The following is a 15,151-nucleotide window of genomic DNA, read 5'->3' as shown; positions in this document are numbered from 1 at the left end:
ATCAGGAGTGACGACAAGCGCATAGACTCGTGCATAATGTTCGCAAAAATAGGACAGTAAGGTGGATCGTGCCGATGCCCCTAACCACGCAGGCAGCCAAGGTGCTCGAAATGGTAGCGCGCTACGGTTCAATCCGCCGCGCTGCTGAACGCGTCAACTCGGCCCCATCGGCAGTTAACCGCCAAATCCTGAATCTCGAAGCCGAGCTTGGCACACAGCTTTTCGAGCGGTTGCCTCGCGGGATGCGGTTGACAGAAGCTGGAAAAATCATCGTCGAGCAGGTCAGGGAATGGCAACGCGACAACCAACGGACTTTGGCTTCCGTCGAACACTTAAAAGGGACGGGCGGCCACCAAATGCGCATCGGCTTGATGGAGTGCCTGGCCGCGGAATTCCTGCCGCGGACGTTCAGCGAATTGCAGTTGCGTCATCCCGACGCATCGCTTCGCGCGATCGTCGGCAGCACAGCCGAGTTGACCGCTCGGCTGATGGCCAACGAGATCGACCTCGCCATCACCTTCAATGCGCCGCAAGACATCGGCCTTAAGGTGATGCATGAGGTGCGTGTGCAACGAGGCGCCGTCATGCGGCCGGACCATCCACTGGCGAGCCGCGCAGAGCTGCATCTCGAGGATCTGCTTGAGTATCCTTTGATCGTTGTTGACAACACGCTGACAATGGGGCCGGTCGTGGACGAAATGGCTCGAGCGCTCCCGCAGGCCACCAATCAGAGCGGTAGTGACCAACTCCGTGACTGTTCTGAAAGCGATGGTCGCTGAGGGTGGTGGCGTCAGCATTCTCACACCCGTCGACGTCTTCAGTGAGGTTCGCGCCAAAAGCCTCCTTTTCAAGCCTATCGCAGGCGCGCGCCTGTTTGAGTTGCTTTCAGTCGCGGCGCGTGACGCCAAGGCCCTCAACCCGACCACTCGCGACTACGTACGCATCATCGCCTTGACGCTGGATGGTCTCAAAGGAGCCTGATGGCAGCTTTCAAGCGTATTCAGGACATCCAAGTTCGTCATCAGGAACGACCGCCTCGGATCCAAAGCTGTCCTACGGCCCTCGTCGGGATCGATCGAGGGGCGGGCCGTGCCGCTGGTGGCATTTGCGATACCGCATTTTCAAAGTGAAGCAAGTCCAGGAAAACCGTTTCACACATTTCCTGGACTTGCTTCAACCGCTAGCCTGCTTCCGATGGCGCCATCTGGCCACTGTCCCTGCGGAAGAAGGACCGGAAGAACACGGCGTCCGGCGCCGAGACGATGATCCGGGCGACGATGGCTGTTGCCGCGATGGCAAAGACGAGACGCCCGAAGAAGACGCTGGTGAAATCCGCGCCCAGCGCGACGACCACCAATGTGTCTTCGATCAGGCTGTGGCCAAAGCCCATGAAGACGCAGGCGAGGAAGACCTGGCGCGGCTCGACCTTGGCTTCGCGGGCCTCGCGGATCAGCAGTGCACCACCGTAGGAGATACCGAGGAGCACGCCGACGGCGGCGAAGGGCACCGTTTGCGACTGGATGCCCGCAAGGCGGAAGAGTGGCGCCATGCCCCGGTTCAGCCAGCCGAGGATGCCGACGAGCTTCAGAATCTCGATCGTCCAACTCAAGGCGAGCAGCACCACGAGCATGGTGGCGAGCGTCTTCAGCGTGCTCAAGCCGAAGGCGAGCCAGCCGGAGCCCTCGTTGACCGGTATCCATGTGGGATTCAGCGGCGTGGTGAGCCATCCGGTTACCGCGAAGACTTGGTGTAGCAATGCCGCGAAGACGAGGCCGCCGCCAATCCTGAATGCTCCGGTGACGAGGAAGCTCGGCCCGGCCTTTTGGATGATGCGCTGCTCGATCGGGATGGCATGCGCCACCAGCATCAATGCCGAAAAGACGGTCATGTCGGCAGTCGTCAGCTCCGAGACCGGGACCAGCGCGAAGACAACGACGACGGCGCCCCAGATGCCGACAAGCAGGCCGGTCAGCCAGGCGAAGGCAAGCTCTGGCGGCAGCCCGACGAGTGTCATCAGCGGCTCGAAGGCGGGTGCGACCGCGCGGATCACGCCGAGTTCCTGCAGCACATGGGTAACGATCGTGACCGGCACGATGATGCGGACCAGGTCAAAGTAGACTTCGAGTGTGGCGAGCGTCTTGCGGTAGAAAATCATGTGAACGGCCATGACGGTGTCTCCTTGAATGTGTTGTCCAAGGACTAGCGCGAGGCCCTTCGCAGTTGTGGTCAAAATATGCACTTTCATGCAATAAAATTGCACGGCGCCACAAGTGGGAGGATTCGGCATGGACAAGATCGACAGCAAGCTTCTGAGGCTGCTGCAGGAGGATGCCTCGCGCACCAATGCCGAGCTTGCGGCTGAAGTCGGCCTTTCGCCGTCAAGCTGCCTGCGCCGCATAAGGCGCCTTCACCAGACCGGCGTCATCGACCGGATTGTCGCTGTCCTCAATCCGGCAAAGGCCGGGCGAACGATGAAGGCGATCATTACCGTGGAGCTCGAGCGTCACGGCGAACAATTCGTCCGCCGCTTCCTCGACATGGCCGCCAAGGAGCCGGCGGTGATCCAGGCCTATAGCGTCAGCGGCGAGACCGATGCGCTCTTGATGCTGCGACTGAAAGACATGGACGAGCTCGACGCGCTGACCGAGCGGCTTTTCAAGGAAGAGAGCAACGTTGCGCGCTATTACACGGCGTTCGTGATCCGCACCGGCAAGGAGACGACGGAGATTCCGCTGGGGTAGGGTCGCATCGGGACACTCGGTATCGCCGCGCGCTTGGTTCGCGCCGGGGCAACGTGCCCCGGCGCACAAGACTGTCGCGACCGTCACTTCACCGCAGCATTGCCGCCATCGGCAAAGAGCGCCGCACCGGAGACGAAGCTTGCCATCGGGCCGGAGAGGAAGAGGGCGGCCTGGGCAATTTCTTCCGGCTGGGCAATGCGCTTCATCGCATGCAGGCCGGCGACCCATTCCTTCTGTTCCTTGCTGCCGCCTGCGGGCGTATCGACACCGCCCGGGAGCAGGGCATTGGCGCGGATGCCCTTTGCGCCATAGTCGGCAGTGATGCCCTTGACGAGTCCCATCAGCCCGGCCTTCGCCGCACCATAGGCGGCCATGCCGGGGATGCCGACGCTGGTGCCGACGAAGGTGGAGGTGAAGACCAGCGATCCGCCGCCACGCTTCAGCATGGCCGGGATCTGGTGGCGGGCGCCGAGGAAGGCGGAGGTGAGGTTGGTGGCAAGCGATTGCTGCCATTCCGAAGCGGTGATCTCGGCGACCGGCTTCATGACGTTGACGGCGCCGGCATTGTTGACGGCGATATCGAGACCGCCGAAATGTTTCAGGGCCGCTTCCACCAGCCGGATATGGGTGGCTTCGTCGGTGACGTCGCCGCTGACGGCGATCGCTTCGCCGCCATCCTCGCGGATCGCTTCGACAACCGCCATAAGCTGCGCTTCGCCGCGGGCATTGGCGACGATCTTCGCACCCTCGGCGGCGAAGAGCTTGGCGACCGCCCGGCCGATGCCCGAGGAGGCACCGGTGACGATAACGATCTTGTCTTGCAGCATGGTCATGGACTTATCCCTTCTCTTGGTTGAAGTGCGCCCTGACTACTGCCGGCGGATGGCAGCGCCCACCCGATTTCCGTCCACTCAATTCGGAAGACGGTTGAGGGACGACGGTTTTCAATCGGCGGGGCCGGTGGCATAGTCCGAGCCGCCAAGAGGGGCAGGGAGGAACGGGATGCTGAAGACCTATCGGGGGAGCTGCCATTGCGGCGCGGTGCGCATCGAGGCGGACATGGACATCAGCGCCGGCACCGGGAAATGCAATTGCACCATCTGCGTGAAGATGCGGCTCTGGTCGGTGGTGGTGAAGCCCGAGGCTTTCCGGCTGATCGCCGGCGAGGAGGCGTTGACGGACTATCGCGGGCGCAACCTGGTCGCCCATCATTTCTTCTGCAGCCAGTGCGGCGTCAGGCCATTCGAGCGCATCGACGCGCCGAACATGACCAACGAGACCTACTACAACATCAACGTCGCCTGCCTCGATGGCGTCGATATTGACGAGTTAGTCTCAGCCCCCGTGACCTATTGCGATGGGCTCAACAACAACTGGGGTTCGATGCCGGCCGAGGTGCGGCATTTGTAGGGCTGGAATTGATTGATGGTGGAAAATACGTTTCCTGAGGCTTTCCCGATCGCACTTCGCTGTCAGTCCGTGAATGCTGTTTCGGCACTCAGGTTGAATTCCGACTATGTATCCGGCCAGTTTTCGGTCAACATTCTCGGCGAGACCTTGCGCATACCCAACCGAGTTCATCTATCGGCAAGGCCGGAGTTCCCGGGACTGAGCCTGTTCGAGCGGCAGATGGCCCTTTGCTTGCTCACGCGCAGCACGGACGGCTTCCAACGCCAGGCCGCTCTGCAAGAAGTCCTTCGCATCAATCAGCCCTGGTCCATTCCCTTCGTCATCGCGCTGATCGGCGAATACGTCGTTGAAATCGTCCGGGATATCCAAGCGGCTCTGCCCGACCTGGACGGGGACGTCGTCTCGACATTTATCAGGGCGAACCCGGTGTTTTATAAGCTCACCTGTGACCGAGTTACCAGCTATTGGGACTGCTACTACCGCTGGCAGTTCTCGCGCCGTGACTACGTCGGCTTCAAACTCTTGCAGGAACTGGACGCAATGCGTGATCTCGAACGGTGCCGTCCCCGAGAGGTGGCATCGATAGGGGCTGGTAGGCCCTAGTGAAACTTCTCAAGGACGATGAAGCTAGTCTTCGTCCAGATTCGCCAACGTCCTTAGGGCGGCCAGCGTTTCGCGCAGCGCCCGATCGAGCCGCTTGTCGCGGCGAAGCACCAGGGCGGAGCGGCGTGAGAAGGGCGGCGTAACTTGCCGCACCTCCAGCCGTTCGCGATCCCCGGCGCGCAGCGCGATCTCCGGAACGAGGGCAGCACCCAGGCCGGCGGCGACCATTTCCTTGATCGCATCGACGCTGCCGAACGACATCAGCGGTTTGACGTCGGTGCCGCCCGACGCCAGCCATTCATCGGTGATCCGGCGGGTGTTGGCGCCGGGTTCGTAGAGGATCATCGGGTACTTCGCCAGGGTTTTTGCGGTCACGCTCTCGGGGAGATCGGTTCCCAGAGGGGCGATTGCGACGAAGCGTTCGTCGAAGAGCGGCGCGACATCGAAAATGCGGCCGGTGACGGGCAGGGTGACCAGCCCGATATCGAGCAGGTTTTCATCGACCGCCCGGACGATGTCGGCGCTGTTGCCGGTCGTTACCGTGATGTCGAGGTCGGGGAAGCGGCGCTTGAGATCGGCGAGCAGCGGCGGCAGCAGGAAGGCGCAAGGGGTGGCGCCGGTGCCGAGCCGCACCCGGCCAAGAACGCCCTTGGCATGGCGCGCCACCGCTTCGATGGCCTGGCTGGTTGCAGCCTCGATGCGGCCGGCATGGGCAAGCAGTTCCTCGCCGGCGGCACTTGGCCTTGCCGTGCGGCCGACGCGCTCGACCAGGCGCACGCCGAGCTGTTTTTCCAGCGCCCGCACCTGCAGGCTGATTGCCGGCTGCGTCAGTCCCAGGCGCTCGGCGGCCGCCGAGAAGCTGCCGAGTTCGGCGACCAGCGTGAAGGTTTTGAGATAATCGAGATCGAGAGCGCTCATATCAAAGTTTCTCTTATGCGTTGGATATGAAAGCTAAGCTTCTTTTATGGAATGTCGAGGCGCAGACTGTGCCCATGGTGAGAAACAAAACATGGGTGTTCGACATGTTCCGGGAAATCGGCCTTTATCTCGTCGCCTCGCCGCAGTCGCGGTACTGGCAGTTGCAGCAGTTGCGCGAACTGGACGCGGAGCGCCTTGCCGACATCGGCATCAAACAGGCCGAGGCGCAGCTTGGAAGGCGCAAGGCAGCCCCGGTGCGGGCGCGAGAAAGCGCAATGCCCACACGGCATGCCGAGGCTGTGCGGGGCGATGTAGTCGCTGCAGGTATCGGCGACCATTTCGCCGCTTGAAGCGGCGAGGCGAGGGTTGCCGGCCAAATGTGTGAAAGCCTTGACTCAATCAGGGTTCTCATCCCAGCGTTCGATCCGGAGACACGGCCAAAGAGCGCTCCACCGATTGACCTTGCGCTCATATACCTCGCGCGTGATCTGGCTCTTGTTGGCCCGCACGATGGGGGCCAACAGGTCGCCAAGGCCGAAGGGCGCACATACGTCCAGACCGCGCGATGACGGGCGAATGCCGACGGCGGTTGCTGTGGTCGGGAATGTCGCGATGGCCTCTTCCATCGAGCTATAGGGCTTGATGGGGCTGCCGAACTTCTCCTGATACCAGAGGTGAACGCGCGCCTCGTTCTTGACATCGATCCGGACGGACCAGTCAGTGAACAGGTTTCCGATCCGGGTGGCGTGCGCGGCCTCCGCCTCTTCGGAAAGGTCGTCACCGTCGAAATAGACGATGTCGATGTCGCTGATCCCATGTGTGGGAGGCAAATCGAAGGCATGGTTCCAGACGGTTTGTGCGATTGCCCCGGCCACCAGCCAGCCAGCCGGCAGGGCAATCTTCTCCCAGTTTCCGAGGATCGGAGAAAGTAGCGGGCTCTTGAGGACGATGGCCCGCAGCTCCTCGTGCTCGCGCATCGGATGTTGCCTTCGGTGTGAGAGGATCTCAGGATCTGCCATGCCACGCCTTGGATATCGAGAATCCGTCGAGCCTGATATCGCCCGCCGTTTGCACGGATCCAGCGGCGATCCACACGGGATCTCCAAAACATTCGACCCGCCTGCAACGATGGCGACGATGCCGTCGCCATCGTTGCAGGCGACGATCGGCTGTGCCGTATGCGTGCTGTAGCGCAAGAGCGCGGGCAGGTGGGTGTCGTCGTCGCTGAGATGCGGAAAGAACGCGAACGGCACCAGATCGAGCGCGTCGCCGTCTGCAATGTCCTCGGGCCTCAGGCCGATAAACAGCGCATCGGTCGCGATCGTCAGGGCCATGAGAATGGCGCCGGCGCTGACGCCGATGAGGATGCCGCCGGCGAGCGCCCAGTCTCGGATCGGGCCGAGCATGCGGCTTTGCTTCAGCCGTTCGAGAAATCCGCCGGTATGCCCGCCTGAAAGATGAATGGCGTCGCAGGCGAAAAGCGCGGCGAAGTCGTCTGGCGGATGCGGCTGGTCGAGATCGAAGAACGGCGCGAGGTCGAGGCCGTATCGGCCGTAATAGGACCGGGCAGCAAGGAAGAAGCTGCGGTCCGGCTCCGGGCCGGATGCGACATAGGCGATGCGGCGTCCCGGCCCAAGCGCCTCAAGCATTTCCACGAGCCTTCGATCGATCGCCGAACATTTCGGGAAAAGCTGATCGCTGTAGAGGACGAGGTTGACCACCTTGACCTCCTGCTTTCCCGCGCCTGCGACCGCACGGGATTGTCCAGTCTTCACGCCGTTCCCGAACGTTCCGTTTTCTAGCTTGCCCGCGCCTGCTGCTGCGACACACGCTGCCCGTAGCGCCAGACTCCGAGCCAGCCGAAGTAGTTGAGCAGAAGCAAGAGCAACAAACCGAAAAACCCTGACAGGAGACTTTCGTCTCCGCCTTGGGGTGCGGTGATGAGTGAGACGAGGTCCCAAACCTTGGCCAGCGAGGTGTAGAGGCACCAGCCAGCGAGAAACCAACTGAACGGCCGCCACAGCGGAAAGGGCGGGATCGTCAGGTCGAAGGCGTAGGCAAACAGCCCTATTGTGACCGCAAATTCCACGACCAGACCTACATAGAACATCGCTCGGTCGGCGGACGACAGCTGGCGTGCTATTTCAGGTGGCAACGTGACAAAAGCCAATGACAGGAGAAAAAAGAAAATCAGCCCGCAAAGTACTGCAAACGCTTTCCACGTCGCGAATCATCCCGGTTGCCCGGTTGCTATCTTCGGTGGTGGCACTCGATTTGTCCACGGCCCCGCCGAGGGCCGCGCGCCGCTTAATCCGCACTCAGCGCCACCGCCGGCTGCAGGCGTGAGGCGTTGCGGGCGGGCAGGAAGCCGAAGGCGAGGCCGGTGAGGAAGGCGCAGGTAAACGCGAGCGCCACGGGTCCGAGCGTGAAGGAAACGGGCATGCCGAACTGGCCGGCAAGCGCGCCGGTGCCGAGCCCGAGCAGCACGCCGAGCGCGCCGCCGATCGCCGAGACGACCAGGGCCTCGATGATGAACTGCAGCAGGATGTCGCGCTGGCGGGCGCCGGTCGCCATGCGCACGCCGATCTCGCGGGTGCGCTCGCTGACCGAGACGAGCATGATGTTCATGACGCCGATGCCTCCGACCAAGAGCGAGATCGCGGCGACGGAACCCAGGAACAGCTTCAGCGTATTGGAGGTCTCGGTGAAGGCCTCGCGCACCGAGGACATGTTGGTGATCTGCGTGTCCTGGCGCTTGTGGCGCTGGTCGAGCAGCGCCTGGATCGTCTGCTGGGTTATGTCGATCGCCGAGCCGTCCTTCACCTGCACGGTGATGGTTCTGATGTTGCGCTGGCCGAAGAGGCGGATGCTGCCCGTCGTCAGCGGCACCAGCACCACGTCGTCCTGGTCGTTGCCGAAAGACGTCGCGCCCATTTCCGCCATCACGCCGATCACCTGGAAGGGGATCTTGTTGACGAGCACATATTGGCCGATCGGATTGTCGCCATCGGGGAAGAGGGTTTTCACCACCGTCTGGCCGAGGACGGCGACAGGTGCGTAAGTGTCCATGTCGTTCTGGTTGATGAACTCGCCGCTCGCCATTTTCCAGGATTTTGCCGTCGTGAACTGGGGCACGGTGCCGTTGGCGGTCGTCTGGTAGTCGATGTTACCGTGGCGAAGCGTGACGGAGCTCGTCATCTCGGGCACGGCGAAGGCGACGTTCGGCACTTCGAGGATCGCATCGGCATCGGCCGGGACCAGCGTCACGTTGCTGCCGCCGGCGCTGCCGCGAAAATTCGCCATGCTGGGGCGTACCACGAGCAGGTCCGACCCCATGGAAGAGATGCGGCTCAGCACCGAATCCTGCGCGCCGGTGCCGATCGCCAGCATCGCGACGACAGAGCCGACACCGATGACGATGCCGAGAAGCGTCAGGATGGTGCGGAAGAGATTGGCCTTCAGCGCCCGGAACGCCATCTTGACCGCTTCGGTGACATCGGCGATTGCCGCCGAACCCTCGCTGACATGGTGGGCAAGCGCTGCTGCGCCTTCGGCATTGCTACGGCTCTTCTTGGCGCGGTCGGCGACAATGCGGCCGTCATGGATCTCGATCAGCCGGACGGCCTGCTCGGCGACCTCGCGCGAGTGGGTGATGACGATGATCGTGTGGCCCTGGTTGTTCATGTCGCGTAAGAGCGCCATCACGTCCGAGCCGCTCTGGCTGTCGAGCGCGCCGGTCGGCTCGTCGGCGAGGATCACCCGGCCGCCGTTCATCAGCGCGCGCGCAATGGAGACGCGCTGCTGCTGGCCGCCGGAGAGCTGGTTCGGCCGATGGTCGAGCCGCTCGCCGAGCTTCAGCGCTTCGAGCAGCGCCTCGGCGCGGTCGTGCCGGTCGCGCGCGGACATGCCGGCATAGACCGCCGGCACCTCGACATTCTCCTTCGCGCTTGCCGTCGGGATGAGGTTGTAGCTCTGGAAGACGAAGCCGAAGGTGCGGCGGCGCAGCGCCGCCAGCTCATCGGTGTCGAGATCGGCTACGCTCTCGCCGTCGATCAGGTAGTCGCCGCCGGTCGGCTGGTCGAGGCAGCCTAGAATGTTCATCAGCGTCGACTTGCCGGAGCCGGACTGGCCGACGATCGCCACGAACTCGCCCGCCTCGATATCGAGCGAGAGGCCGTGCAGGACCTCGACGGCGAGATCGCCGTTGAAATAGGTCTTGCTGACGTGCTTGAGCGAGATGAGCGGGGACATGGCCAACCTCAGAACATCGGCGGCATGCGCATGCCGCGCTGGCTTCGGCCGTCTCGGGCGTTGCCGCTGCTGCCGGAACCGGTGCTGACCACGATCTTCTCGCCCTCTTTAAGGCCGCTCCTGATCTCGGCGCTGACGCGATTGCGGATACCCACTTCGACGTCTCGCGTTTCGAGTGCGCCGGAGGCGGCGACGACGGTGACCTGCGCCTTGCGGCCTTCACCCCGTGCGCCGCCCGCCTGGCCATTGCCCTGGCCGTCGCGTCGGCCGCTTCCCTGGCCGGCCGCTTCGGCGGTACCCTTGGCGGGCTGGCTCAGCGCGGCGCTCGGCACGATCAGCACGTCCTTGGCGGCAGCCTGCACGAAGAACACCTGCGCGCTCATCGACATCATCAGCTCGCCCTCGGGATTGGGGACGTCGAAGAGGGCGTAATAGAGCACGACGTTGTTGGCGGTGTCAGGCATCGGCTGGATCTGCCGGAGCTTGCCGACGAAGCGTTTGCCCGGCTGGCCGAGCAGCGTGAAATAGGCCTCCATGCCGACCTTCAGCCGGGTAACGTCGGCTTCCGAAACCTGTGCCTTCACCGTCATGGTCGAGAGGTCGGCAATGGTGACGATGGTCGGCGTCGTCTGGTTGGCGTTCAGCGTCTGGCCTTCTTTCGCCGGGTTGGCGACAATGGTGCCGGTCATCGGCGCATAGATCTTGGTGTAGCCGAGATCGACCTTGTCGCCGGCAAGCGTCGCCTGCTGCTTGCGGATCTGCGCTTCGATGGCGTTGACATCGGCTTCAGCCGCGGCGAGATCGGCGATCGCCTGGTCGAGCGTCGATTGCGCCACGCTTTTGGTTTCGACGAGATTGCGCTGACGGTCGATATTGGCCTGTTTCAGAACGAGCTGCGCCTTCTTGGAGATGAGTTGCGCCTGGAGATTGGCGAGCTCCGCCTGGTCGATCTCGATGCGGTTCTCGATCGTTGCCGGGTCGATCTCGGCGACCAGTTGATCTTGAGTGACCTTGTCGCCGATTTCGACATGCAGCGCCTTCAACTGGCCGGAGACCTGCGCGCCGGCATCGACGGATTTGACCGCGTCGAGCGTGCCGACGGCGGTGACGCTGTTTTCGATGTCGCCGCGCGTCACCACATCGGTCACCATAGCAGCCGTTGCCGGTTCCTCGCCGTAGCGCACCCAGCCGTAATAGCCGGCACCGGCAACGGCGAGAACGACCGGCAGCCAAAGCCAGGACCGGCTGCGACGCTTGCGCTTCAGCTTCTGCACCGCACCGGGAATGAAGGTGACGTTGGGAGCCGCGTCGTCGCGGGGGGTGGTGTCGGCTCGCGCCGTCTTTGCTGTCTTGTTCATCGCTTGCGCCTAACCGGCATCGTCGATGCCAAAATGGATAGGTCAAAAATAGAAGCGAATGGACGCGGCGAAAAGCATTGAGATCATTATATTTTCGTAATCTTCGTCATCTGCGGGGAAACAAAGGGCGTCCACGATCGGTGGACGCCCGAGTTTCGATTGCGAAGGGCGAGCTTGTCAGCCCCGCGGGGCAACCAGCACAGCCACATCGACGACGGCGCCGTGGTGATCGGCAAGGCCGGCGAGCTCTGCATCATGCAGGGCGCGCGCCGAGACGGTTCCGTTCGGCGAGGGCAGGTCGCGGGTGGTGCAGGCGTCGGCCGCAATGGTGATGCCGTAGCCCAGGTCCTTGGCGGCGCGGGCTGTCGAGGACACGCAATTGTGCGTCATGAAACCGGCGATGATAACAGGCGTGCCGGCCGGACCGACGATCTCGGCAAGGTCGGTACCCGAATAGGCGTTGGGCCGCGGCTTCTCGACGACGGTTTCACCTGCAAGCGGCGCCAGCGCATCGACGATCGCGCCGCGATGCTGCGCCCTGTCGAACACGCCGCCGGCCGAACCCCGATGGGCGACATGGATGATCTTGGCGCCCGCGGCACGGGCTGCAAGCAAGAGCTCGCGCGCCTTCTTGACCGCGGCTTCCGGTTCGAAAAGCCGCAAGGGGCCGGCCAGGTATTCGTTCTGATAGTCGATCAGGATCAGCGTCGCATCACCAAGCGGCGGCGGGGTGAGCGTGACGCCGGCGAGCGCGAAGAGGGTTGCCGGGGCGGCGGGCGAAAGGGTGGCGGAATCGGACATGGGAAGGCTCCTTGGTTTGGTCGAAGTGGCCGTTGTGAACCGGGTCGTCAAAGCGGTCTGTCGACGGGCTTGATCTTAGCGACTGCATTGATGCAGAGTGACCCGAAGTTTTCGGAGAATGATCTGCATGAATGCAGGGACGTGGGCAGATCTCGAGCTGCTGGATCATCTGGTGCGCGGCGCGACGCTCAGCCAGGCCGCCCGCTCGCTCGGCGTCGACCAGACGACGGTTTCGCGCAGGCTCGCAGCGCTGGAGCGGCGGGTGGGGGCAGCACTCTTCGACCGCATCGACGGCCGGCTGACACCGACGCCGGTGCTTGCCCCTGTTGTCGAGCGGTTGCGGACGATCTCCGAAGAAGCGTCGCTGTCGCTCGCGACGCTTTTGCGGCGGACGGCGGAATTGAAGGGCCAGGTACGGGTGACAAGCATCGGCTTCGTGCTGAGCGCCATCCTGGCGCCGTCGCTTGCCCGCCTTGAGCAGCGCCATCCGGGCCTCACCCTTGATCTCGTTGCCGACAACCAGATGCTGAGCATTGAGCGGCGCGAGGCCGATATCGCCATCCGCATGGCGCGCACGGGTGAGGATTCGGTGCGGGTTCAAAGCCTCGGCACGCTTCGCTTCCGGCTTTTCCGGCCAAAGGGGTTAGGGACGGGGCCTTGTCCCGTGGTGCGCTATGGCCCGGCGCTTGCCCACGTGCCGGAGATGCAGGCGCTTGACCGGCTTCGGCCAGAGGCGCGCGTAGCGCTGACCGCCGACAAGCTGGAAATCCTGATGGAGGCGGCGCTTTCGCTCGGCACTGAGCTGATGCTGCCGGAGGTCTCCGCGAGGCGCGACCCCCGCTTCGAAGCGGTGGACGAACCGGAGACGACAGCCGAGCGTCCGGTCTTCCTGATGATGCATCCGGAGAGGGCGCGCGTGCAGAGCGTGGCGGCGGTGGCGGCTTTCATCGAGGAGGCGATGAGGGGGTGGCGGTAGGCGTTCGGCTTTGCCACCCTCTGCAACTCTTCCGAGCTAGGCTTGAAAGTTCTATGCCAAATGGGACAATGTCTTCAGTACGCGGCAAAGGAAGCGCCTGGACGGTACAGGCGATAATTGCTGCACAGCCCGGACACGGCAATGGATACCAACACCCCCAGCGGCCAGCTTGCTGCACTGTCTTTTCTGGTGTTCTGGGTGCTGTTCGCGATCCTGCTCTTTAGCGCTGTGCGTGCTGGACTCGGTGCGGGGCCCAGCGACGATGATCTGGCCCGCGCGCGGGACCGTTCCGGCGGACGAATAACCCGCTATATGAATGAAAATGCCCGGCAGGCTGGAGCCGCAGGTCGAGCCATCGAGGCGAGAGCCAGCTCCTATTTCGCGCGCCGCATCGGCAAGATCCACCTGGCAGCGCTGGCCTTTTTTGCCGTGACGACATTGTTTCTGACGATGTGGAATCTGCATGAGGCGAAGTTGAAACGGCCATCTCAGATCCAAGTCCCATTGCCGTCTCAGCGCGTTCAAATGACCGATTTGGCGGCGATTGCTACATAGTTCCGCTTTTGGGCCCGGACTTGTGGCCGCCCTTGTCCCCGCGGGCGGGGAGAAGGTGCCGGCTGGCAGATGAGGGGCCTTCAGCTCTGAGCGGCACCGTGCCCCAGTGACCGCCGACGGCCCAAGCGGCCATCACTCTTCGGCGATCAAGCCGCCGAAAACGCTTTCGTCAACGCGTCAAGCGTTCCGGGTGCTGCGACATCGACACACCGGATGTTGGCCGCTTGGGCAGCCTCAAGCATGTCTCTATTTTCTCGGATCGAGCGCTCGATGAATTTCGCGATAATCGCGGCTGTCGCCTCGTCCGCATCTGAGTGTCCAGCTTCTTCCATCATCCGTCGACGCAGGAAATCCTCATCCGCGTAGAGGAACACGGCGGCAACGCTCCCCGGTTCGAGTTGAGCCACATATTCCGGTCTAAGCGCGGCGCCCTCCAGCACGAACGGCTTTGCCAGTTGCCGATGGCTTTCGATGATCTGGCGGATGCGCGGCCACATATTCTCATGGTGAACCTTCAGGAACCAATGAATGGTCTCGTCGGACAGGCTGGCATAATATTCGGCGACTTGCGGGCGGACCGATGGCCACGGCCTGCCGGGATGGCGGCCCAGATTGTCCGTCGAGATCAGCTCGCGACCGAGAGAGCTTGCCAGAGCGCTAGCCAATGTCGACTTGCCGACGTGTGAACTTCCTCCAATCAGAAGACCCAGGGGCGGTGGCAGGTCGATCTCGTTCAGTCGGCTCGAAACCTATGGGCTCCGCCTTTCGCCGTCACCGCCGAAATTTCGCCCCGTTGTGAGAATCGTCTTGACGCCTCCGGGGCGCTTCACTAGAAGAGTGCGAACCGTACCGTACGGTACTGATCGGGAGCGAGGCGACGTGCAGATGACTGCGGCGATAAGGGAGGCGAATGCCGGGGAGGGGCTGACGGAACGTCAGGGCGCCGTTCTCGAACAGGCATTGCGTCTTCTGGTCGACGGCGGCGAAAAGGCGCTGACGACGGCGGGCATCGCGCGCGCGGCCAATTGCTCCAAGGAAAGCCTCTACAAGTGGTTCGGCGATCGCGACGGGCTGATCTCGGCAATGATCGGTTTCCAGGCGAGCAAGGTGCGCACCCAGGACGTCGCCGCCAAGGCGCTCGATGCCGAGAGCCTGGAGCGACACCTGATCGTCTTCGCCAAAGATCTGCTCGAGGTTCTCTCGGGCGACGTGTCGCTGGCGCTGAACCGGCTGGCGATCGGCCAGGCGAGCCGCGATGGCTCCAAACTTGGCCACATGCTGCAGGAACGCGGACGCCGGCAGATCGGCCGCCGTGCGGCCGCACTGCTGGAGGCCGGGCGCAAAGCCGGGCTGCTCAGGTTCGACGACGCCGACGAGGCCTATGGGGCACTTTATGGGCTTGTCGTTTCCGACTGGCACCTGAAGATGCTGCTCGGCGAAGAGGCCGGCGAGATGAAGAAGAGTTTCAGTCGCAAGGCGGAGCAGGCGGTTTCAGCCTTCCTCGCGCTTTACGGCACGAAAGGGTAACGGCGGGGGGA

At 63.1% G+C, this 15,151-nt stretch carries 18 protein-coding genes; 9 read left to right on the top strand and 9 right to left on the bottom strand.

Annotation, left to right across the window (positions count from 1 at the left end):
* Positions 1-74: 74 nt before the first annotated feature.
* A complete protein-coding gene (locus BLU35_RS15580; RefSeq protein WP_093233641.1) occupies positions 75-779 on the top strand; it encodes a LysR family transcriptional regulator in 705 nt (234 codons plus the stop codon).
* Positions 751-981: a type 2 periplasmic-binding domain-containing protein gene (locus BLU35_RS15575; protein WP_353615034.1), complete on the top strand. Its 231-nt coding sequence runs from the start codon at positions 751-753 to the stop codon at positions 979-981. The genes BLU35_RS15580 and BLU35_RS15575 overlap by 29 nt, the downstream gene beginning before the upstream one ends.
* Before the next feature lie 199 nt (positions 982-1,180).
* Here the strand turns inward: BLU35_RS15575 and BLU35_RS15570 are convergent, their stop codons facing one another.
* Positions 1,181-2,167, bottom strand: coding sequence for a nucleoside recognition domain-containing protein (locus tag BLU35_RS15570; protein WP_093233639.1), 987 nt, complete (start codon positions 2,165-2,167; stop codon positions 1,181-1,183).
* Positions 2,168-2,285: 118 nt separating this feature from the next.
* On the opposite strand from BLU35_RS15570, the gene BLU35_RS15565 reads away from it, so the two are divergent.
* The gene (locus BLU35_RS15565; RefSeq protein WP_093233638.1) at positions 2,286-2,741 is read left to right on the top strand and encodes an Lrp/AsnC family transcriptional regulator; all 456 of its coding nucleotides are present in this window, start codon (positions 2,286-2,288) and stop codon (positions 2,739-2,741) included.
* 83 nt (positions 2,742-2,824) lie between these two features.
* On the opposite strand, the gene BLU35_RS15560 is transcribed toward BLU35_RS15565, so the two are convergent.
* The gene (locus BLU35_RS15560) at positions 2,825-3,574 is read right to left on the bottom strand and encodes an SDR family oxidoreductase (protein WP_093233637.1); all 750 of its coding nucleotides are present in this window, start codon (positions 3,572-3,574) and stop codon (positions 2,825-2,827) included.
* 169 nt (positions 3,575-3,743) lie between these two features.
* Between BLU35_RS15560 and BLU35_RS15555 the strand changes: the two genes are divergently transcribed.
* Together BLU35_RS15555 and BLU35_RS15550 are read left to right on the top strand one after the other, a co-directional pair.
* Positions 3,744-4,151, top strand: coding sequence for a GFA family protein (locus BLU35_RS15555; protein WP_093233636.1), 408 nt, complete (start codon positions 3,744-3,746; stop codon positions 4,149-4,151).
* A 15-nt stretch (positions 4,152-4,166) separates the two neighbouring features.
* Complete coding sequence (locus BLU35_RS15550; RefSeq protein ID WP_093233635.1) at positions 4,167-4,754, top strand: hypothetical protein; 588 nt, start codon at positions 4,167-4,169, stop codon at positions 4,752-4,754.
* A gap of 24 nt (positions 4,755-4,778) precedes the next feature.
* Here BLU35_RS15550 and BLU35_RS15545 read toward each other — a convergent pair whose 3' ends face one another.
* Positions 4,779-5,672 carry a LysR family transcriptional regulator gene (locus BLU35_RS15545; RefSeq protein ID WP_093233634.1) on the bottom strand — a complete coding sequence of 298 codons (894 nt, stop codon included), beginning with the start codon at positions 5,670-5,672 and terminating at the stop codon, positions 4,779-4,781.
* A 26-nt stretch (positions 5,673-5,698) separates the two neighbouring features.
* Between BLU35_RS15545 and BLU35_RS15540 the strand changes: the two genes are divergently transcribed.
* On the top strand, positions 5,699-6,022 hold the full coding sequence (locus tag BLU35_RS15540; RefSeq protein ID WP_143032931.1) for a hypothetical protein: 324 nt from the start codon (positions 5,699-5,701) through the stop codon (positions 6,020-6,022).
* 45 nt (positions 6,023-6,067) lie between these two features.
* Here BLU35_RS15540 and BLU35_RS36660 read toward each other — a convergent pair whose 3' ends face one another.
* From BLU35_RS36660 to BLU35_RS15510, 5 genes are all read right to left on the bottom strand, one after another.
* Positions 6,068-7,393 carry a nucleotidyltransferase family protein gene (locus BLU35_RS36660; RefSeq protein WP_353615033.1) on the bottom strand — a complete coding sequence of 442 codons (1,326 nt, stop codon included), beginning with the start codon at positions 7,391-7,393 and terminating at the stop codon, positions 6,068-6,070.
* Between the two features lie 77 nt (positions 7,394-7,470).
* Positions 7,471-7,782 (bottom strand): hypothetical protein, encoded by a 312-nt coding sequence (locus BLU35_RS15525; RefSeq protein ID WP_093233631.1) that lies wholly within the window; start codon positions 7,780-7,782, stop codon positions 7,471-7,473.
* Positions 7,783-7,979: 197 nt separating this feature from the next.
* On the bottom strand, positions 7,980-9,923 hold the full coding sequence (locus tag BLU35_RS15520) for a MacB family efflux pump subunit (RefSeq protein WP_093233630.1): 1,944 nt from the start codon (positions 9,921-9,923) through the stop codon (positions 7,980-7,982).
* Between the two features lie 8 nt (positions 9,924-9,931).
* On the bottom strand, positions 9,932-11,281 hold the full coding sequence (locus tag BLU35_RS15515) for an efflux RND transporter periplasmic adaptor subunit (protein ID WP_093233629.1): 1,350 nt from the start codon (positions 11,279-11,281) through the stop codon (positions 9,932-9,934).
* Between the two features lie 177 nt (positions 11,282-11,458).
* Positions 11,459-12,082: a cysteine hydrolase family protein gene (locus BLU35_RS15510; protein WP_093233628.1), complete on the bottom strand. Its 624-nt coding sequence runs from the start codon at positions 12,080-12,082 to the stop codon at positions 11,459-11,461.
* A 127-nt stretch (positions 12,083-12,209) separates the two neighbouring features.
* Between BLU35_RS15510 and BLU35_RS15505 the strand changes: the two genes are divergently transcribed.
* Both BLU35_RS15505 and BLU35_RS15500 read left to right on the top strand, forming a co-directional pair.
* Positions 12,210-13,058 carry a LysR family transcriptional regulator gene (locus BLU35_RS15505; RefSeq protein ID WP_176907273.1) on the top strand — a complete coding sequence of 283 codons (849 nt, stop codon included), beginning with the start codon at positions 12,210-12,212 and terminating at the stop codon, positions 13,056-13,058.
* 141 nt (positions 13,059-13,199) lie between these two features.
* The gene (locus BLU35_RS15500; RefSeq protein ID WP_058322373.1) at positions 13,200-13,613 is read left to right on the top strand and encodes a hypothetical protein; all 414 of its coding nucleotides are present in this window, start codon (positions 13,200-13,202) and stop codon (positions 13,611-13,613) included.
* Between the two features lie 146 nt (positions 13,614-13,759).
* Here BLU35_RS15500 and BLU35_RS15495 read toward each other — a convergent pair whose 3' ends face one another.
* Positions 13,760-14,335 carry an AAA family ATPase gene (locus BLU35_RS15495; protein ID WP_093233626.1) on the bottom strand — a complete coding sequence of 192 codons (576 nt, stop codon included), beginning with the start codon at positions 14,333-14,335 and terminating at the stop codon, positions 13,760-13,762.
* A gap of 163 nt (positions 14,336-14,498) precedes the next feature.
* Here BLU35_RS15495 and BLU35_RS15490 point away from each other — a divergent pair, with 163 nt between their 5' ends.
* Complete coding sequence (locus BLU35_RS15490; RefSeq protein WP_373419870.1) at positions 14,499-15,140, top strand: TetR/AcrR family transcriptional regulator C-terminal domain-containing protein; 642 nt, start codon at positions 14,499-14,501, stop codon at positions 15,138-15,140.
* Positions 15,141-15,151: the final 11 nt, after the last annotated feature.

The sequence above is a fragment of the Sinorhizobium sp. NFACC03 genome, from assembly GCF_900103435.1.
In the GTDB taxonomy this organism is placed as follows: Bacteria; Pseudomonadota; Alphaproteobacteria; order Rhizobiales; family Rhizobiaceae; genus Ensifer.
Note: the sequence above shows the minus strand (reverse complement) of the source record. Positions and strands in the feature narration are given on the sequence as shown.

Excerpts from the sequence above, each read along its gene's own strand:
- BLU35_RS15580 (WP_093233641.1), top strand. The coding sequence starts at position 75 with ATGCCCCTAACCACGCAGGCAGCCAAGGTGCTCGAAATGGTAGCGCGC.
- BLU35_RS15570 (WP_093233639.1), bottom strand. The coding sequence starts at position 2,167 with ATGGCCGTTCACATGATTTTCTACCGCAAGACGCTCGCCACACTCGAA.
- BLU35_RS15565 (WP_093233638.1), top strand. The coding sequence starts at position 2,286 with ATGGACAAGATCGACAGCAAGCTTCTGAGGCTGCTGCAGGAGGATGCC.
- BLU35_RS15560 (WP_093233637.1), bottom strand. The coding sequence starts at position 3,574 with ATGACCATGCTGCAAGACAAGATCGTTATCGTCACCGGTGCCTCCTCG.
- BLU35_RS15555 (WP_093233636.1), top strand. The coding sequence starts at position 3,744 with ATGCTGAAGACCTATCGGGGGAGCTGCCATTGCGGCGCGGTGCGCATC.
- BLU35_RS15550 (WP_093233635.1), top strand. The coding sequence starts at position 4,167 with ATGGTGGAAAATACGTTTCCTGAGGCTTTCCCGATCGCACTTCGCTGT.
- BLU35_RS15545 (WP_093233634.1), bottom strand. The coding sequence starts at position 5,672 with ATGAGCGCTCTCGATCTCGATTATCTCAAAACCTTCACGCTGGTCGCC.
- BLU35_RS15540 (WP_143032931.1), top strand. The coding sequence starts at position 5,699 with ATGAAAGCTAAGCTTCTTTTATGGAATGTCGAGGCGCAGACTGTGCCC.
- BLU35_RS15525 (WP_093233631.1), bottom strand. The coding sequence starts at position 7,782 with ATGTTCTATGTAGGTCTGGTCGTGGAATTTGCGGTCACAATAGGGCTG.
- BLU35_RS15520 (WP_093233630.1), bottom strand. The coding sequence starts at position 9,923 with ATGTCCCCGCTCATCTCGCTCAAGCACGTCAGCAAGACCTATTTCAAC.
- BLU35_RS15515 (WP_093233629.1), bottom strand. The coding sequence starts at position 11,281 with ATGAACAAGACAGCAAAGACGGCGCGAGCCGACACCACCCCCCGCGAC.
- BLU35_RS15510 (WP_093233628.1), bottom strand. The coding sequence starts at position 12,082 with ATGTCCGATTCCGCCACCCTTTCGCCCGCCGCCCCGGCAACCCTCTTC.
- BLU35_RS15505 (WP_176907273.1), top strand. The coding sequence starts at position 12,210 with ATGAATGCAGGGACGTGGGCAGATCTCGAGCTGCTGGATCATCTGGTG.
- BLU35_RS15500 (WP_058322373.1), top strand. The coding sequence starts at position 13,200 with ATGGATACCAACACCCCCAGCGGCCAGCTTGCTGCACTGTCTTTTCTG.
- BLU35_RS15490 (WP_373419870.1), top strand. The coding sequence starts at position 14,499 with ATGACTGCGGCGATAAGGGAGGCGAATGCCGGGGAGGGGCTGACGGAA.